We start from the raw sequence: 17,025 nt of genomic DNA, 5'->3' as shown, positions 1-17,025 counted from the left end.
GGCGCGAGATCAGACGAAACGCCGGACGAACGTCAGGGCGGTGTCCGCGACCTCCTGCCAGCCGTGGTCGATGGTCAGGGCGTGGCCCCTGTCCTCGATCTCGATGATCTCCGTGATCCCGGGATTGCGCCGCCGGCGCTTGGCAGCGGCAGCACGCCCAGGAAGGGTGCCGGGTCGATGGCCGCCGACGCCGCGGACAGGCCCCGCCCGGCGAGAATCTGCGTGAGCAGTCCGCCGAACGAGTGACCGATGATCGCCGGCTTGCGGACCCATCTGGCGGAACCTGACCTCACGCCCGCCCGGATCGCTCACGCCCACGACATCTCCGTGCGGGCGCTGTACCGCCTGTGCGCGCGCCTGGGGCTTCACCGGCCCCAGCCACTTCACCCGCCGCTTCAGGGCTGCCTACGGCGTGACGCCCCGGCGGCTGCGGGCCGCTCCGCCCGGCCCGGCAGAGTGAACTCGTAGACGAGCGCGTCCTGTTGGGCGTCCACGACGAGGTCGGTGATCTCCAGGGGGCGCGCGTACTGGTCGTGCACCCGCCGGGTGACCCGCACCGACGGCGTGCTCGCGAGCGGCGTGATGGCGTCGCGGTGGTGGAGGGTGAGACCGGCCCGGCGCATCCAGTCGTAGGCGCGGCGCAGCTGGGCGGCGGCGGTGCCGTCGGCGCGGTCGCGGTAGCGGGCCAGTTCCTCCACCTCCGCGAGGGCCACGGCGGAGAACGAGGTGACGGCGGTCCGCAGGCCCTGCCCGTCGGTGCTCGCGTACCGGTAGTGGTGGACGAGGGTCGGGCGGCCGGGGGCCAGTCCCAGGGCCTCGGCGTGCTCCGGCGGGGGAGGCTCCCAGGTGACGGTGGCACGGGCGACGGTGCCCGGCGTGGTGGTCCGGGCGCCGACCGGGAACGTGAGCGCCGCCGGGGACCGGGTCGGTGCGCCGGGCAGGGTGGCGTGGCTGCCGCGCCGGTCGGTGGCGACGAGACCTTCGCGGCGCAACAGCTCCAGCGCCTGCCGTACGGTCTCCCGGCTGACGCCGAAGTGCCCGGCCAGCCGCCGTTCGCCGGGCAGTCGTTCACCGGGCGGGATCGTGCCGTCGCGCAGCTCGCCGAGCAGCTCCGTCGCGATCCGCCGGTACAGGGGCTCTCCTTCGGTCGCCGGGTGGTCGGGCGGGGTGGTGCGGGCCATGCCGCGCCTCCTGTTGGTGACGTGCGGTAGCCGTGCGGGCCCGGTGCGCCACCAGATCTAGCATTGGTCTAAACCAGTTGGGAAGGGCGGCCGGGCGGTTCGGCCGAAACCGAGTGCCGCCGCGTTAGAGGCGTCGGCGGGTCGGAGGCGTCGGCGGGGCGGAGGCGTCGGCCAGGCGGCAGTGGCGGCGGGACGGCGCGGCGGCGGGGTCACCGCACCGCCGCCGGAACGCCCTGGGCGCCCGGGCGGCGGGTGCGGGCATCGGGCCGGGGCCTGGCCTGGCCGGGCCGCTCGAGGGGAACGGGTGCATCCGTCCGGTCCGCCGCCCCGCGCCGAGAGGACGCGATACGCCCTACAGCGCGCTGTACACGGCCCCCACCAGCGCCATCTTGCGCGGGTCGTCGGCGATGTGAGGGCCCATCCGGTTCATCACGTACCCCAGGGACACCTCCGCCTCCGGGTCGGCGAGTCCGCAGGAGCCGCCGAAGCCGTCGTGTCCGAAAGCGCGCGGGTTCGGCCCGTAGGAGCCGTTGGTGCCGCTCAGCCAGAGACCGAGCCCCACCTCCGTCTCGCCCGGGAACCCGGCGCCGAGGACCAGGTCCCGGCAGCCGCCCTGCCCCTCGCGCACCCGCTCGGCCGCCTCCGGGGACAGCAGCCGCCGGCCGCCGTACGAACCGCGCCCGGCGAAGACGCCGTACAGCTCGGCCACCGCCCGCGCGGTGCCGTGCCCGTTGGCCGCCGGGATCTCGGCGGCCCGCCAGCCGGGCGTGTTGGCCGCGGCCGCGCCCACCGGCGGATTGCTCAGCGCGGCGATCGCCGCCGGCGCGAGCTGCGCGAAGACCGCGGCCTGCGCGCCGGACTCCACGACCGGCGGCTGCACCAGTTCCGCGACCCGGCCGGCCTCCTCCTCCGGCAGACCGATACGGAAGTCGATGCCGAGCGGCCGGGTCACCTCCCGCTCCAGGAAGGCTCCCGGGCGCAGGCCCGACACCCGCCGCACCACCTCACCGACCAGATGGCCGTAGGTCAGCGCGTGATAGCCGGACCGGGTGCCCGGCTCCCACCAGGGCTCCGTCGCCGCGAGCCGCTGGGTGGTCAGCTCCCAGTCGCAGAGCTGCTCCAGGGAGTGCGGCTCCCTGAGTCCGGCCAGACCGGCCCGGTGGGACAGCAGGTGCCGTACGAGGACCTTCTCCTTGCCCGCGGCGGCGAACTCGGGCCAGTACACGGCCACCGGCGCGTCCAGGTCCAGCAGCCCCCGGTCGGCGAGGAGGTGCGCGCAGAGCGCCACCGGGCCCTTGGTCGTGGACCACACGTTGACCAGCGTGTCCCGCTCCCAGGGGCGGCTGCGCGCCCCGTCGGCCCAGCCGCCCCACAGATCGACCACGACCCGGCCGCCGACGGTGACGGCCACCGCGGCGCCCAGTTCGTCGCGCTCGCGGAAGTTCTCCTCGAAGGCCTCGCGCACGGCCGTGAAACGGGGGTCGCAGTGACCGTGCACCCGGTGACCGTGCACCCGGTGACCGTGCACCCGCGGCCGGTCGGCGCGTCCCCGGTCGGCGTGTGCCCGGCCGGTGTGTGCCCGGTCTGTGTGTGCCCGGTCAGCGCGGGAGCTGTCGCCGGGTGCCGTGTCCTCGCCTGGCGCCGCTCCGCGTGCCGCCTGCGCCTGTTCGGACGCCTCGTTCTCGGACATGGGCCCCACCCCTTCGCCGCGGTCGTGTCCAGGCCCGGGCCGCGGTGTCGCGCCGCCCGGGCGGGAAGAACGTACCGACTGGTCGGACCAAAGGGGAAGGCCGCCGGAGGGGAGCGGCCGGATCAGACGCGCCCGCGCATCCAGCGCAGCTTGACCGCCTCCTGGTAGGGGCCGCCGCCCTCGTGGTCGTTGAAGTCGTACACCTCGATCGCCTTGTCCTCGTGGCCCCAGGCGTTGAACGCCGCGAAGACGGTCGACGGCGGGCAGGTCTGGTCCTCCAGGGCGGCCGAGAAGAGGGCGGGGGACCGGCCGCGGGCGGCGAAGTGGACGCCGTCGAAGTAGGACAGCGTGCGCAGGGCCTCCTCGGTCCGGCCGCGGTGCGTCTTGAGGTAGAGGCCGATCTCCCGGTACGGGTGCCGGTCGGTGAGGGTCGCCGCGCGCGGATAGTCGCACAGGAACGGCACGTCCGGGGCGACGCCCGCGAGGTCGGGCACCAGACCGCCGACGGCGATCGTGATGCCGCCGCCCTGGCTGGCGCCCACCGCGACGGTGCGCGCGGCGTCCGTGAGCGGATGCGAACGGGCCGCCTCGACGGCGCGCACGGCGTCCGTGTAGACGCGGCGGTAGTAGTAGTGCTCCGGCGCGTCGATGCCGCGGGTCATGAAACCGGGGTAGGCGGGCGCGCCGCCCACCGGGTCCGCCGTGCCGCCGCCCCCGCCCCAGGCGCTGCCCTGGCCGCGGGTGTCCATCACGAAGTGCGCCCGCCCCGTGGACGCCCACAGCAGATGCTCGTGCGGCAGTCCGCGCCCGCCGCCGTAGCCGATGAACTCCACGACCAGCGGCAGCGGTTCGTCCGCTCCGGCCGGCACGGTCAGCCAGCCCTTGACCGGATGCCCGCCGAAGCCGGCGAACGTCACGTCGAAGACCCGCACGGTGGACAGGCCCGTGTCGACCGGCTCGAAGCGGGCGTCCAGATCGTGCTCGCGCGCCTCCTGGAGCGTCTTGGACCAGAACGCGTCGAAGTCCTCCGGCTCCGTGGACGCGCTGCGGTACGCGCGGAGTTCGTCGAGAGGAAGGTCGAACAGGGCCATGCAGGACCGCCTTTGATGAGGACCGGTGCGAGAACAGCGCGGATCACCTTACGGCGGTGGTCGGAGGACTGACCAGGCGTTCACCGGACGTGCCCGGCGCGGAGGGAAGCGGCACAGCGGGGCACCGGCTGGTCAGGGGAGTGGGGCCGGGGGCGGGTGCGGTGGGGACGGGGGCGTGTGCGGTCGGGACGGGGGCGATGCCGCGGGCAGGTGGTCGGGTCACCGAACGGTTGGCGTCTCGGTGTCGCGTCACGCGCTGCGGTGCGTCCACTGCGGTTCCGTCAGGGCCCAGGCACGCTCCCACTCGGCGAGCCGGCGGCGCAGGGCGACCCGGCGCACCGCGCCGTGCCCGAGCATCACGAGCAGCACCACACCTCCGGCGGCACACGTGCCCATGGTCAGACTGTGCTGCCAGACGGCGCTTCCGTCGACGGGGGGTGTGACGTTCCGCCCGCGGGTGTCGAACCAGACGTCCACGACGTCGCCCTGCCGGGCGCCCGCGGGAACCCGGGCCGTCGCCGTGCGGGTCCCCTCGCCCGGCTCCGACCAGCGCACGGTCGTCCGGTAGGCGCGCTGCCCGCCGCCCTGCATCGACGGCAGGGAGCGGCCCCGTTCGCCGATCACCTCGGCGCGCACCGCGTGCCGCTCCTGGCGCTGCTGCAGAGAGACGGTCCGTGCCTCGCCGTGCGCCCACCAGGCGGCCGCCGCTCCCACCAGGGGCGCGCCCACGAGGATCAGGACGGCGACCACCAGCACCGTCCACGCCTCGACGACATCGCACCGGCGCCGCAGCGGACTGTGCCGCCAGCGCCAGCCGCGCACCCGGGTTCGCATGCCGACCTCCTCGCCCTTCGCCGGAGAGCCGGACCGGTCGTGCGACGACGGCGGCCCCTGCCGCTCGCCCCACCGCGTGGGACCGCCCCCACGCGCGCCCCCACGGATCCTGTACCCGGTTCCCGGCCCCCGGGCTGGGTGCCCGGCCCTCCGGGGGCAAAACACCGGCCCTGCGCGGCGAGACGAGGTGAGGTGATGCCGATGCCGATGCCGACGCGGACGCGGAGGCCGATCCCGACGCGGACGCCGTCGGCGTCAGCCGAAGCGTTCGATCCGGATGCGGTCCACGGGCTGACCCGCCGTCACCAGCAGGCGCGAGGCGTGCTCGGCGAAGGAGTTGGAGCCGCACACATAGGCTTCCCACCCACCAGGCGGGGACGCGGCCAGGAGCGGTGCCACATGTGCGGCCGCCATACGTCCCACCGGCACTCCCTCCGGCGCGCTCCGCGTGAACACGGGCGTCGTCTCGGCGCCCAACTCCCGTGCGTAGACGAGCTCCTCGGGGCTGCGCGCGGACACCAGCATGCGCAGCGGCACGGTCAGCTTCCGCGCCCGGTGGTGCCGGACCATCGACATCAGCGGCACGACGCCCGAGCCGGCGCCGAGCAGCAGCGCGGGCCGGTCTCCCGGCCACGCGAAGAAGCCGCTCACCGGGCCCCGCACCTCGACGCGGTCACCGACCCGGGCGACGGTGTGGAACCAGCCCGAGACCTCGCCGCCCGCGACGTGGTCCAGGGTCAGCTCCACATGCCCGGAGTCGTCCGGCGCCGACGCGATCGAGTAGTGCCGCTGGGCCGCATAGCCGTCCGCGGCGGTCAGCCGCACCATGAGGTGCTGCCCGGGCAGATGCCCCGGCCAGCCGGGCACGGCGAACCGGAACGTCGCCGTGCGCGGGGTCTCGCGGCGGATCTCGGTGAGCGTGGCGGTCTGCCACATGGAGGCGGCCTGCTCGTGCACGGCGATGCGCCCGGGCACGGCGAACCGAGTGGGCGGCACGAAGGTCTCAGTCACCGGCGTACCTCTGCTCCTCCCACGGGTTGCCCCGCTGGTGGTAGCCGTTCTGCTCCCAGAAGCCCGGCTCGTCGTGGTCGAGGATCCGCAGGCCCGCGATCCACTTGGCGCTCTTCCAGAAGTACAGGTGCGGCACCAGCAGCCGCGCGGGGCCGCCGTGCTCCGGCGCGAGCGGCCGTCCGTCGTACTCCCAGGCGATCCAGGCGCGACCGCCGGTCAGATCGGCGAGCGGGAGGCTCGTGGTGTAGCCGGTGTGCGCGTACGCCACGGCATGTGTCGCCGAGCCATAGGGGCGGACCACATCCAGGAAGGCGTCCAGGGACACACCCGAGAACCGCATGCCGAACTTCGACCAGCTCGTCACACAGTGGATGGCGCCTTCGTACGCCGACGGCGGCAGCCGGTGCGCCTGCTCCCAGTCCCAGGTGCGGGGCTCGTGGACCAGCCCGTCGACGCGGAAGGTCCAGTCGGCGGGCGCGAGGTCCGGGGTGACCTCGGCGGACAGGACGGGCCAGTCGTCGCGGGCGTCGTACTGCCCGGGCGGCAGCCCCGGGTCGGCGCCGCGCGGGCGCCCGGTGAAGCCTCGGGTGATGTGCATCGGGTGGTGCCTCCGGGCCGGCCGGCGGTGCCCCGTCCGGTCCGGCGTGATCAGTGATTGCCTATTCAACCGTACGTGGTGTGCGCATGTGGATCCCGCACATGCGGTGGGTCTCAGTCCTGCGGCCGGGGGGCGGATCCCGCGTTGTAGCGCACGAGGTAGTCGGCGAACCGCGACAGATCGTTCTCGGGCCAGTGCGCCAGCCGTTCCCGGACGACCGCCCGGCGGCTTTCGGTGACCCGGGCCAGGATGCGCCGGCCGGCCCGGGTCGGCTCCAGCATCTGGACGCGGTGGTCCCGCGGGTCGGGCCGGCGCGCCACGAGCCCGGCACGCTCCACCGCGGACACCTGGCGGCTGACGGTGGACTTGTCCAGGGCGTAGTGGGCGGCCAGATCGGTGGCCCGGCACCCACCGCTGTCCTCCAGATGCCCCAGCAGCGTGTACGACACCAGCGACAGCTCGGGGTGCGTCCGCCCGGCCGCGGCACGCGCCCGGCGGGCGAAGACCGTCATCTCCCGCTGGATGGTCTCCACGGCGTCGGCTGTCTGCACGGGACCTCCCTCGGGGCGCTGCCGTCTGCTCCTCCCATGGTCGCACGACGGTTGCATGACCCAACCACTTGGCCCGGCAGGGTGCCCGGCCGTGACCCCGTACCGGGCGGCCGGCCCGTCGGGTAGGGTTGCCGTCCGGCTGCGGACGGACCCAGCCGTCGAGGAACCGGGGAGGTGAGACCCATTACCGCTGTGTCAGCTCGGGTGCTCTCCCCTCGACGTGGCGCGGATCGCCGGCCCTAGGCGACCGCCGGAGCGCCCTTCGGTTCTCGAAAGGCTCTGGGCTTCCATGCCGTCTGTGTCCGCTGTACCACCGAACCCGCCGAACCCGCCGAACCCGCCGTCCCCGCCGTCGTCCCGTGACGCCCTCGTCGCCGTCCTGCGCGCGGCGGGCTGTGTCTTCGCCGAGGACGAGGCCGATCTGATCCTCGCCACCTCCCGCACCCCGGCCGAGGCCGCCGCCATGGCCGAACGCCGCGCCGCCGGTCTGCCGCTCGAACTCGTCGTCGGCTGGGCCGAGTTCCGCGGGCTGCGCATCCACGTCGCGCCGGGCGTGTTCGTGCCGCGCCGCCGCACCGAGTTCCTGGTGGAACAGGCCCTGGGCCGGGCGCCCGGCGCGCGCGTCGTCGTGGACCTGTGCTGCGGCTCGGGCGCTGTCGGCGCGGCGCTGGCCGCCGGGCTCGGCCGCGTCGAACTGCACGCCGCCGACATCGACCCGGCCGCCGTGCGCTGCGCCCGCACCAACGTCGCCGCCGCCGGCGGGCACGTCCACCAGGGGGACCTGTTCGAGGCGCTGCCCCGCGGGCTGCGGGGCCGCGTCGACATCCTCGCGGCCAACGTGCCGTACGTGCCGAGCGACGAGATAGGGCTGTTGCCGCAGGAGGCCCGGGACCACGAGCCGCTGGTCGCCCTCGACGGCGGCACGGACGGGCTCGACGTGCTGCGCAGGGTCGCGGCCGGGGCGCCCGGCTGGCTCGCCCCGGGCGGCTGCGTGCTGGTGGAGACGAGCCGGCACCAGGCCCCGGACGCGGTCGCCGCGTTCGAGCGAAGCGGCCTCACCGCCCGGCTGGCCGTCTCGGAGGAGCTGCACGCCCACGTGGTGATCGGCGTCCGGACCTGAGACCCCTCGGGCCGGGGGGGCGTCACGGCCCCCGGGTCAGAGGCGCCGTCCCGACCCTTCACTCCGGGGCCGTCGCCCGCGCGATCAGCAGTGCCACGTCGTCGAAGTTGTCCGGCTCGTGCAGCGTCCGCAGCAGCAGCTCGCAGACCTCCTCCAGCGGCCGGTCCGGCCCGTCCAGCAGCGACAGGAGCGTGCCGAGCCGGTCGTCGAGGGGGTCACGCCGGGTCTCGACCAGTCCGTCGGTGTAGAACACCAGCCGGTCGCCTGGCTCAAGGTCGACGGTGGTGGTGGCGAAGGCGACCCCGCCGACGCCGAGCGGCACCCCGGTCGGCAGGTCGAGCAGCTCCGGAGGCCGGCCGGCCCGGACGCGGACGGGCGGCAGATGCCCGGCGTTGGCGATCCGGCACTCCCGCCGGCGCGGGTCGTGCACGGCGTACAAGCAGGTGGCGATGGCCTGGTCCAGCCCCGCGGTGATCTTGTCGAGGTGCTCCAGGAGCACGTTCGGGTCGAGGTCAAGGGAGGCCAGGGTGTTGGTCGCCGTCCGCAGCCGCCCCATGGCCGCCGCCGCCGGGATGCCGCTGCCCATCACGTCGCCGACGACCAGCGCGGTCTTGTCGTCCTCCAGCGGGATCACGTCGAACCAGTCGCCGCCGACCTCGCTCGTGGCACCGGCCGGCTGGTAGCGGGAGGCCACCTCCAGTCCGCCCGTCACCGCGGGGTGGCTGGGGAGCAGGCTGCGCTGCAGCGTGAGCGCGGTGTCGCGCGCGCTCTGGTACCAGCGGGCGTTGTCGATCTGCACGGCGGCCCGGGCGGCCAGTTCGCGGGCCAGCAGCAGGTCGTCCTCGGTGAACGGCAGGGGATTGCGGGTGCGTTTGAGGTCCAGGGCGCCCAGCACCTGGCCGCGCGCGATCAGCGGCACCGCGAGGTACGAGTGCACCCCGGCCCGGCCCAGCAGTTCGGCCGCCTCCGGGGAGCGGGCGATGCGCGGCAGGTCCTCGTCCTTGACCTCCGGCAGCATCACGGGACTCGCCGTGCGCACGCACTGGGTGACGAGCCGGTCGGGGGCGTACCGGGCCACCTGTCCCGGCGGATCGGCCGCCTCCAGCGCCTCGGCGGAGTCGTACCCCTGGACCGCGAGCGCCCGGATCACTGCCGACTCGGTGGGGCCGAGACTGGACTGCCGGCCCTGCACCACCGCGTCCAGCAGGTCCACCGCCGCGACGTCGGCGAGCTCCGGCACGGCCACCTCGGTCAGTTCGTGGGCCGTGTGGTCGAGGTCCAGCGTGGTGCCGATCCGTCCCGAGGCGTCGGCGATCAGCGCCAGCCGCCGCCGGGCCGCCTCCGCCTCGATCCCGGCGCGGTACTGCTCGGTGACGTCGACGATCGAGACGGCCACGCCCAGCACGGTCCCGAAGGCGTTCTCCAGCCGGTACAGCGAGACCGACCAGGCGTGGTCCTGGTGCGGATCGGCCGGTGTGCGGCCGATCGTGGACTGGTCGACGACCGGCGTGCCCGTCTCCAGCACCCGGCGCGTCGCCGTCTCCAGGGCGTCGACGTCCATCCCGGGCACGACCTCGCGGGGCGTGCGGCCCAGGTGTTCCTCGGCCGGTACGCCGTTGATCTCCTCCAGCGCCTTGTTGACGGAGACGTAGCGCAGTTCGGTGTCCAGCACGGCCAGCCCGATCGGGGACTGCGCGATCATCCGCGTCGACAGCGCCACCTCCCGCTCCAGCCGGTGCACGGTCGACTGGTCGGCGCACAGCCCCAGCGCGTAGACGTCACCCCGGTCGTCCAGCAGCCGCATGTTGCGGAACTCCACCAGCCGGGTGGTGCCGTCCTTGCGCCGGACGGGGAACGCCCCCGCCCAGCTCTGACCGGTGCCCATGACGTCCGCGAACAGCTTGACCACGAGGTCGACGTGCTGCTCGTGGACCATGATCCGCGCGGCGTACTGCCCGAGTGCCTCCCGCGCCTCGTACCCGAACAGCTCCTCGGCCTGCGGGCTCCACAGCACGATGCGGCCCTCGGTGTCCAGGACCACCGAGGCCACGCGCAGGACGTCGAGCAGTCCGCTGGGCCGCGCCGAGCCGCCCACCGGCTCCTCGCCCCCGGCTCCGGGAGACCCGGCTGCACTCATCCCACGCCCCGCCTTCGCCGTTCTCGCGGCACGCCGTCACGGTGCCGACACCCCAGTTCTACCGCGCGGAGCCATCGGTGCGAGGCCCCTTCCGTCACCTTCCACCATCTCCCACCGGGGCGGGTGCCGCCCCGCAGAGGCATCCGCGCCGCCGGTAGTGCTCGGCGGGAGGTGGTGCTTTGCTGGGGGAGGGGCGGAAACGGCAGCGTGGCCAGTTAAGGAGCGATCACGATGGTGATGAACCACGAGCGACCGCACCCCCACTCCGTCTCGGTGGAGATCAGCGGGTGCAGCAAGCACGACGCCCGGATCGTGTTCGACACGCTGTGCGCCTGTTACGAGTCCGACCGGTGCGCCGACGACGTCCCGGAGGAACTGCACGAGACCCGCCCGACCGTCTGGCTCGGCACCTTCGACGTCGCCGACACGCACGAGGGGGCGCACCCGCAGGTCCGGCTGTCGTCCTCGGTCGAAGCCGACCTGCACGGCGGGTACTGGGCGATCGAGCGGCTGCGCACGACCCTGGACTCCCTGTTCGACGTGCACGACCTGAGCACGGTCTCCGGCGACCAGGAGAAGGAACTGCACGTGCGCCTGCAGAGCCGGTGAGCGCCGCTCACACCCCCAGCAGACCGAGGACGGCCCGCCGGTAGACGGCGTACACCACGGGCAGGTCCGCCAGCCGCACCTGCTCGTCCACGCCGTGCAGCCCCTCGTAGGGCAGCCCGAAGCCGGCCGTGGCCGGGATGCCCTCGGCCGCGAGTAGATTGCCGATGTTCGACGGGCCCGCGGTCTTGGCCCGCACCCGCAGCCCCTCCTCGGCGGCGGCGCCGAGGAGCGCGGCGGCGGGCTGCTCGTGGGCGTCAAGCCGGTACGGCGGCCAGGCGGCCACCGGGGCGACCTCGGTGGGCCGCGGGCCGGGCAGCAGTACGTCGAGCTCGCCCGCCGCCGACCGGACCAGGTGCTCGGCGGCGGGGGCGCCGAAGTGCGGTGCGGTGCGGATGTCCACGCCCACCTCGCAGCGGTCCGGGACGACGGAGAATCCCTCGCCGCCGTGGCAGTACGTCACCGTCAGCTTCGGCGGCAGCGGGAACGCCCCGCGCGCACCGGGCAGCGGAGCCTCCTCCAGCAGCCGGACCAGACGCGCCGCCCGCGACACCGCGCCGACCGCCGGCCGGCTCGACCCGGAGTGGCCGGCCGTCCCGTGCACGGTGAGCGCGGCCCGCCACAGTCCCCGTCCGCCGACCACGACCTCGTCGAGCCCCGGGTAGCCGATCATCACCCCGGCCGGACGGACGGCCCGGGGGTCGGCCAGGTAGGCCCGGGCGCCCCCGAAGCCGCCGGTGTGCTCGTCGGCGTCGAGCAGCACCGCGAGCCCGCCGCGCAGCTGGTCGGCCCGCCCGTGCAGCTCCGCCGCGAGGTGGCAGAACAGGGACGCGGCGAGCTTGGAGTCGGCCGCGCCCCTGCCGCGCAGCCGGCCGTCCACCACGTCCCCGGCGTCGGGAGGGAACGACCAGGCCGTCTCGTCGCCGTAGGGAGCGGTGTCCACGCAGGCGTCCAGCGTCCACCAGGGCCCGGGACGCCCGCCGGCGACCTCCACCAGCAGGGCGACCGCGCGGCCGGTGCCGTCGCGCAGCCGGCGGTGCGGCAGCCCGCGGCCGGCGAGCCACTCCTCCAGCACGCCCAGCACGGGCCCGTGGTCGTCGAGCCCGGCCCGGCTGGGGCGGCGGATCAGTTCACCGGCGAGGTCCACCACCGCCGACAGCGCTCCAAGATCCCTGGTCATGGCCCTACTGTGCCCTCCATCACCTTGTGCAACTAGTTGCATAAACCGTCGGTAGTCCTCTACAACTACAGGCACGACACCGCGCACGGAGGGCCCGATGAGCCGTTACCCGCACCTGCTGAGCCCCCTCGACCTGGGCTTCACCACCCTGCCCAACCGGGTCCTCATGGGCTCGATGCACGTGGGCCTGGAGGAGGCCGAGGGCGGCTTCGCGCGCATGGCCGCCTTCTACGCCGCCCGCGCCCGCGGCGGAGTGGGCCTGATCGTCACCGGCGGCATCGCCCCCAACGACGAGGGACGCCCCTACGAGGGCGGCGCCAAGCTCACCACCGAGGCGGAGGCCGAGCAGCACCGGGTCATCACCGACGCCGTGCACCGCGAGGGCGGGCGGATCGCGATGCAGATCCTGCACTTCGGCCGCTACGCCTACCACCGCGACCTGGTCGCGCCCAGCCCGCTGCAGGCGCCCATCAGCCCCTTCCCGCCCCGCGAGCTCACCGACGCCGACATCGAGCGGACGATCGAGGACTACGCGCGCGCCGCCCGCCTCGCCCGGCAGGCCGGCTACGACGGCGTCGAGATCATGGGCTCCGAGGGCTACCTCATCAACGAGTTCATCGCGCTGCAGACCAACCGGCGCACCGACCGCTGGGGCGGCTCGTACGAGAACCGCACCCGCTTCCCGCTGGAGATCGTGCGCCGGGTGCGCGAGGCGGTCGGCGAGGACTTCATCGTCATCTACCGGCTCTCCATGCTCGACCTCGTCCCGGGCGGCTCCACGCTCGACGAGGTGATCACCCTCGCCAAGGCGGTCGAGGACGCCGGGGCGACGATCATCAACACCGGCATCGGCTGGCACGAGGCCCGCATCCCCACCATCGCGACCTCCGTGCCGCGCGGCGCCTACACCTGGGTCACCCGGCGGCTGATGGGCGAGGTGTCCGTCCCGCTCGTCACCACCAACCGCATCAACACCCCCGAGCTCGCCGAGGAGCTGCTCGCCGAGGGCGCCGCCGACATGGTGTCGATGGCCCGCCCGATGCTCGCCGACCCCGACTTCGTCACCAAGGCGCAGGCCGGCCGCCCCGAGGCGATCAACACCTGCATCGGCTGCAACCAGGCCTGCCTCGACCACACCTTCAGCGGCCTCATCACGTCCTGCCTGGTCAACCCGCGCGCCTGCCACGAGACCGAGCTCGTGCTCTCCCCGACCCGGCTGCGCAAGCGCGTCGCGGTCGTCGGCGCCGGCCCGGCCGGACTGGCATGCGCGGTCTCGGCCGCGGAGCGCGGGCACGAGGTGACGCTGTTCGACGCGGCGAGCGAGATCGGCGGGCAGCTCAACGTCGCCCGCAAGGTGCCCGGGAAGCAGGAGTTCGACGAGACGCTGCGCTACTTCCGCACCCAGCTCGACTGGCACGGCGTCGACGTCCGGCTGAACACCCTCGTCACCTCCGCCGACGTCGACGGCTTCGACGAGGTGGTCGTCGCCACCGGCGTCACCCCGCGCACCCCCGACATCCCGGGCGTCGACCACCCGAGCGTCCTCGGCTACCTCGACGTCCTGCGCGACGGCGCCCCCGTCGGCGACCGGGTCGCGATCCTCGGCGCCGGCGGCATCGGCTTCGACGTCGCCGAGTACCTCACCGACACCGGCGACAAGGCCCACGAGAACCCCCGGACGTACTTCCGCCAGTGGGGCGTCGACCTGGACTACCGGGCCCCCGGCGGCCTCGCCGCGCCCGAGCGGCCCGTCCCGCCGCGCACCGTCCACCTGCTGCAGCGCAAGACGTCCAAGGTGGGCGCCGGCCTCGGCAAGACCACCGGCTGGATCCACCGCACCGAACTCAAGCACCGCGGCGTCACCATGGTCCCGGGCGTGCGCTACGACCGGATCGACGACGCCGGACTGCACATCACCGTCGGCGAGGAGAGCACGGTGCTCCCGGTCGACACGATCGTGCTGTGCACGGGCCAGGAGCCGCGCCGCGGCCTGTACGAGGAGCTGATCGCGGCCGGGCGCAGCGCGCATCTCATCGGCGGCGCCGACGTCGCCGCGGAGCTGGACGCCAAGCGCGCCATCAAGCAGGGCACCGAGCTGGCGGCCGCCCTGTAGTGCGGCGACGCGTCCCTAGGATGAGGCCATGTCACTCCCGCACGCGATCCTCACCGCCCTGCTCGAGAAGCCGTCGTCCGGGCTGGAGCTGACCCGCCGGTTCGACCGGTCGATCGGCTACTTCTGGTCGGCGACGCACCAGCAGATCTATCGCGAGCTCGGGAAACTGGAGGCCGACGGCCTCATCAGGGCCCTGCCGACACAGCAGCCGGCCCGCGGCCAGAAGAAGAGCTACGAGGTCCTGCCGGCGGGCCGCGCCGAACTGGCCCGCTGGACCGCCGCCTCGCAGGACCCCAAGCCGCACCGCGACACCCTGCTGCTGCGGCTCAGGGCGGCGGCCGTGGTCGGCACGGCGGGCCTGGAGGCCGATCTGCGCCGTCATCTGGAGCTCCACGAGCGGCAGTTGGCGGAGTACCGCGAGATCGAGAAGCGCGACTTCCCGCCCGGCCGGGACGGCACGGAGGACCGGCTGCGGCACCTGGTGCTCCGGGCCGGGATCGACCTGGAGACCTTCTGGACCCAGTGGCTCAGACGCGCCGTCGCGGACGTGGCCGAACTGCCCGGCCCGGAGCGGAGCCACCCGGCCTGAGGCCGCCGGCGACGAGGCGACCGGCGACGAGGCGATGGGCGACGAGGCGATGGGCGACGGGGGAGCGGCGACGGGGGGATCCGCGACGAGGTGACCGGCGACGGGCGATCCGCGACGACGGGAGCGGCGATCGGGGGGATTCGGGACGACGGGAGCGGGACGTGACGGCGGCCCGCACGGCCGGAGCGCTTCGACCGGGCGGGCCGCCATCCGCACCGGATCAGAGCCGGTGCGGCCTGTTGCGGCGGCGCAGGTACCAGGCCGTCGCGAGGACGCCCGAACCGACCAGCGCGCCGCCCGCGACCAGTGTGACGGTCCCGTAGTCCGTCGACGACCCGCCGACCCCGCCCATGACACCGCGGGACGGCGAGACCGACGGTGACGCCGTCCGCGTGGGGGTGGGGGCGGGGGAGACCACGACGGACTGCGTGCCCGCGGTGGTGCCGTCCGAGCAGATGACGATGACGGTGTAGGTGCCCGCGGTGACGCTCGACCAGGCGGCGGACTGACTGGTCGAGGTGCCCGACAGGGTCACCTGCCGCCCCTGGGCGAAGCTGCCCTGACTGCTGGTGAGAAGCGAGGCGGTGCCCCAGCTGCCGTTGATCTGGGTGCACGCGCTGGTCGTGACCGACACCGTGGAGCCCGTGGTGCTCACGGAGATGCCCGGGCCCGCGGCCGCGGGCACCGCCGCCAGGGCGAGGGGCAGCGCGGCGGCGGCCATGGTCAGGCCGGAGCGGAGAACTATCGATGAGTTGCGCATGTGGACTGCCCTCCGGCGGCACGGTTGGCGGTACATCCCTAGCGCCGCCGAGGGTCGGGAACGCCCGTGCTGCCTCAGGGTCAGCCAAGGCGCCCCCGGTCCGCGCCGCACGCCGGACGCCGCCGTGCAGGTGACGCCGCGCCACCCGACGGCCGGTGCCACGGCCGTGGGGTCAGCGCCCCGCGCCCGTGGTCACCGCCTCGCGTCCGTGGTCACCGTCCCGCGCCCGTCGTCACCGCTCGCTCCGCCGAGAAGCCTCCCCAGGTGCCGTCCGGCAGCATCGCCCGGATGCGGACGCGGTGGGTGACCCCGCTGTCCCGCCCCACGTAGAAGCTGTACGTCGCCCGTCCGCGCGGCGGGTTCCCGCCGAACACGAGGGACGTGGCCGCCCGGCCGTCCAGCTGGATCTGGTACTCGGTGATCACGCCGTCCACGCGGGGCGGGATCCAGCTGAGGTCGAGGTGGTACGCCCCGTCCTCGCGGTGGCTCGTCGCCCGGAAGCCGGTCGGCGCCGTGGCACGGCCGTCGTCCCTGCCCGGAGTGGTGAGGCGGACGGCGGCACTGGCCGGGGAGACGTTGCCGGCCGCGTCACGGGCCCGAACCGTGAAGGCGTAGGCCGAGCCGGGCCGCAGGCCCGTGACCACGGTGGCCGTCTGGCCCCCGCCGACACTGTGGATCTTCGTGTCCCCCTGGTGGATGTCGTACGACACCACACCCTGGTCGTCCGTCGAGGCGGACCAGGACAGCTGGACGGCCCGGCTCCCGGCGGGGCGTCCGCGGGCCGCCGTGGGGCGGGTGGGCGCCGAGCGGTCGTCCGCGGCGGCCGCGGGTGTCCTCGCCCGGACCTCCCGGCTGTGCGGTCCGAGCCGCCCGTCGGCGTCCCGCGCCCGCACGGTGAACTCATACAGCGTGGACGGCCGCAGCCTGGTGACGTCCACCATGTGCTCCGAACCCGGCACCTCCTTGACCTTCGTGGTGCCGCGATACACCTCGTAGCGGTCGGCCCGTTCGGTCGCGTTCCACATGACGTGCACGCTCGTGGCACTGCCCGCGGCCGCCGTGACGCCGGTGGGCGCACCGGGCGGGGAGCCTGTGTCGCCCTCGCCCGTCGCGGCCCAGCCGCAGGAGGTGACGAGGACGGCCGTCGCGCAGAGCACGGCGCACCGGCGGAGCAGGGCAACACGTCGCACGGGACTGCCTCCCGGTGTGGGGCTCGGGAATGGTCCGGACCAATATGACCTGACTGACGCGATCACATCAAGGGGGCGATGGTCGATGGCCCGGCGTCGCCCCACCGTGCAGAACCATGCGGGCGGGTTACGTATGCTGGAGTTCCTCACGGCCGAACACCTGGCGGACACCAGGGAGTTCGGGCCTGTCGCGCGGACCGCTGTCGTCGCAGAAGCCGCGTTGGCGCGGGTGGCCGGGCGGCCCGGGTCTCACAGGGACTCAGGCCCCCGGCCACTGCGGACGGTTGGGCGTGTGCACCGTCTCGTGCACCGTCCGGCCCCCCAGCGGTGGCCGGCCGATCGCACCGGGGCCAGATTGGGCTGAGTGCCCGTCA

The 17,025-nt window shown here is 74.3% G+C and carries 16 protein-coding genes and 1 pseudogene; 5 read left to right on the top strand and 12 right to left on the bottom strand.

The window, feature by feature from the left end:
• Positions 1-9: 9 nt before the first annotated feature.
• On the bottom strand, positions 10-312 hold the full coding sequence (locus tag CHR28_RS03555) for a hypothetical protein (protein ID WP_256984122.1): 303 nt from the start codon (positions 310-312) through the stop codon (positions 10-12).
• Here CHR28_RS03555 and CHR28_RS03550 point away from each other — a divergent pair.
• A pseudogene (locus CHR28_RS03550) lies at positions 271-460 on the top strand (AraC family transcriptional regulator); the annotation flags it as partial. The gene CHR28_RS03555 and the pseudogene CHR28_RS03550 sit on opposite strands and share 42 nt — an antisense overlap.
• Here the strand turns inward: CHR28_RS03550 and CHR28_RS03545 are convergent.
• The 7 genes from CHR28_RS03545 to CHR28_RS03515 form a co-directional block, all read right to left on the bottom strand.
• The gene (locus CHR28_RS03545; RefSeq protein WP_094051941.1) at positions 396-1,181 is read right to left on the bottom strand and encodes a GntR family transcriptional regulator; all 786 of its coding nucleotides are present in this window, start codon (positions 1,179-1,181) and stop codon (positions 396-398) included. The pseudogene CHR28_RS03550 and the gene CHR28_RS03545 sit on opposite strands and share 65 nt — an antisense overlap.
• A gap of 352 nt (positions 1,182-1,533) precedes the next feature.
• A complete protein-coding gene (locus CHR28_RS03540) occupies positions 1,534-2,871 on the bottom strand; it encodes a serine hydrolase domain-containing protein (protein ID WP_373453318.1) in 1,338 nt (445 codons plus the stop codon).
• Between the two features lie 122 nt (positions 2,872-2,993).
• On the bottom strand, positions 2,994-3,962 hold the full coding sequence (locus tag CHR28_RS03535) for an acetylxylan esterase (RefSeq protein WP_094051940.1): 969 nt from the start codon (positions 3,960-3,962) through the stop codon (positions 2,994-2,996).
• A gap of 249 nt (positions 3,963-4,211) precedes the next feature.
• A complete protein-coding gene (locus CHR28_RS03530) occupies positions 4,212-4,796 on the bottom strand; it encodes an Rv1733c family protein (protein WP_094051939.1) in 585 nt (194 codons plus the stop codon).
• 255 nt (positions 4,797-5,051) lie between these two features.
• Positions 5,052-5,807, bottom strand: coding sequence for a ferredoxin reductase (locus CHR28_RS03525; protein ID WP_094051938.1), 756 nt, complete (start codon positions 5,805-5,807; stop codon positions 5,052-5,054).
• Positions 5,800-6,405: a sulfite oxidase-like oxidoreductase gene (locus CHR28_RS03520; protein ID WP_094051937.1), complete on the bottom strand. Its 606-nt coding sequence runs from the start codon at positions 6,403-6,405 to the stop codon at positions 5,800-5,802. The genes CHR28_RS03525 and CHR28_RS03520 overlap by 8 nt, the downstream gene beginning before the upstream one ends.
• Positions 6,406-6,518: 113 nt before the next feature.
• The gene (locus tag CHR28_RS03515; RefSeq protein ID WP_094051936.1) at positions 6,519-6,956 is read right to left on the bottom strand and encodes a MarR family winged helix-turn-helix transcriptional regulator; all 438 of its coding nucleotides are present in this window, start codon (positions 6,954-6,956) and stop codon (positions 6,519-6,521) included.
• 289 nt (positions 6,957-7,245) lie between these two features.
• Between CHR28_RS03515 and CHR28_RS03510 the strand changes: the two genes are divergently transcribed.
• Entirely contained in the window at positions 7,246-8,076 is an 831-nt protein-coding gene (locus CHR28_RS03510) for a putative protein N(5)-glutamine methyltransferase (protein ID WP_094051935.1), read from the top strand.
• A 58-nt stretch (positions 8,077-8,134) separates the two neighbouring features.
• Here CHR28_RS03510 and CHR28_RS03505 read toward each other — a convergent pair whose 3' ends face one another.
• A complete protein-coding gene (locus CHR28_RS03505) occupies positions 8,135-10,213 on the bottom strand; it encodes a SpoIIE family protein phosphatase (protein WP_094051934.1) in 2,079 nt (692 codons plus the stop codon).
• 237 nt (positions 10,214-10,450) lie between these two features.
• Between CHR28_RS03505 and CHR28_RS03500 the strand changes: the two genes are divergently transcribed.
• The gene (locus CHR28_RS03500) at positions 10,451-10,822 is read left to right on the top strand and encodes a hypothetical protein (RefSeq protein WP_094052139.1); all 372 of its coding nucleotides are present in this window, start codon (positions 10,451-10,453) and stop codon (positions 10,820-10,822) included.
• A 7-nt stretch (positions 10,823-10,829) separates the two neighbouring features.
• On the opposite strand, the gene CHR28_RS03495 is transcribed toward CHR28_RS03500, so the two are convergent.
• Entirely contained in the window at positions 10,830-11,999 is a 1,170-nt protein-coding gene (locus tag CHR28_RS03495; RefSeq protein WP_094051933.1) for a M20 family metallopeptidase, read from the bottom strand.
• Positions 12,000-12,096: 97 nt separating this feature from the next.
• On the opposite strand from CHR28_RS03495, the gene CHR28_RS03490 reads away from it, so the two are divergent.
• Both CHR28_RS03490 and CHR28_RS03485 read left to right on the top strand, forming a co-directional pair.
• Complete coding sequence (locus CHR28_RS03490) at positions 12,097-14,112, top strand: NADPH-dependent 2,4-dienoyl-CoA reductase (RefSeq protein WP_094051932.1); 2,016 nt, start codon at positions 12,097-12,099, stop codon at positions 14,110-14,112.
• A gap of 28 nt (positions 14,113-14,140) precedes the next feature.
• The gene (locus CHR28_RS03485) at positions 14,141-14,701 is read left to right on the top strand and encodes a PadR family transcriptional regulator (protein WP_094051931.1); all 561 of its coding nucleotides are present in this window, start codon (positions 14,141-14,143) and stop codon (positions 14,699-14,701) included.
• A gap of 220 nt (positions 14,702-14,921) precedes the next feature.
• On the opposite strand, the gene CHR28_RS03480 is transcribed toward CHR28_RS03485, so the two are convergent.
• Positions 14,922-15,461, bottom strand: a complete 540-nt coding sequence (locus tag CHR28_RS03480; protein WP_094051930.1) for a hypothetical protein — start codon at positions 15,459-15,461, stop codon at positions 14,922-14,924.
• A gap of 212 nt (positions 15,462-15,673) precedes the next feature.
• On the bottom strand, positions 15,674-16,651 hold the full coding sequence (locus CHR28_RS03475; protein ID WP_094051929.1) for a fibronectin type III domain-containing protein: 978 nt from the start codon (positions 16,649-16,651) through the stop codon (positions 15,674-15,676).
• Positions 16,652-17,025 lie beyond the last annotated feature (374 nt).

Origin of the sequence: Streptomyces sp. XY006 (assembly GCF_002237655.1) — a bacterium.
GTDB lineage: Bacteria > Actinomycetota > Actinomycetes > Streptomycetales > Streptomycetaceae > Streptomyces > Streptomyces levis.
The sequence above is the reverse complement of the archived record's forward strand: the minus strand, read 5'-3'. Positions and strand labels throughout refer to the sequence as shown.

Bases quoted from the DNA above. Each gene is read 5' to 3' on its own strand.
- CHR28_RS03500 (WP_094052139.1), top strand. From the start codon at position 10,451: ATGAACCACGAGCGACCGCACCCCCACTCCGTCTCGGTGGAGATCAGC.
- CHR28_RS03480 (WP_094051930.1), bottom strand. From the start codon at position 15,461: ATGCGCAACTCATCGATAGTTCTCCGCTCCGGCCTGACCATGGCCGCC.
- CHR28_RS03505 (WP_094051934.1), bottom strand. From the start codon at position 10,213: ATGAGTGCAGCCGGGTCTCCCGGAGCCGGGGGCGAGGAGCCGGTGGGC.
- CHR28_RS03495 (WP_094051933.1), bottom strand. From the start codon at position 11,999: ATGACCAGGGATCTTGGAGCGCTGTCGGCGGTGGTGGACCTCGCCGGT.
- CHR28_RS03530 (WP_094051939.1), bottom strand. From the start codon at position 4,796: ATGCGAACCCGGGTGCGCGGCTGGCGCTGGCGGCACAGTCCGCTGCGG.
- CHR28_RS03545 (WP_094051941.1), bottom strand. From the start codon at position 1,181: ATGGCCCGCACCACCCCGCCCGACCACCCGGCGACCGAAGGAGAGCCC.
- CHR28_RS03540 (WP_373453318.1), bottom strand. From the start codon at position 2,871: ATGTCCGAGAACGAGGCGTCCGAACAGGCGCAGGCGGCACGCGGAGCG.
- CHR28_RS03510 (WP_094051935.1), top strand. From the start codon at position 7,246: ATGCCGTCTGTGTCCGCTGTACCACCGAACCCGCCGAACCCGCCGAAC.
- CHR28_RS03535 (WP_094051940.1), bottom strand. From the start codon at position 3,962: ATGGCCCTGTTCGACCTTCCTCTCGACGAACTCCGCGCGTACCGCAGC.
- CHR28_RS03490 (WP_094051932.1), top strand. From the start codon at position 12,097: ATGAGCCGTTACCCGCACCTGCTGAGCCCCCTCGACCTGGGCTTCACC.
- CHR28_RS03485 (WP_094051931.1), top strand. From the start codon at position 14,141: ATGTCACTCCCGCACGCGATCCTCACCGCCCTGCTCGAGAAGCCGTCG.
- CHR28_RS03520 (WP_094051937.1), bottom strand. From the start codon at position 6,405: ATGCACATCACCCGAGGCTTCACCGGGCGCCCGCGCGGCGCCGACCCG.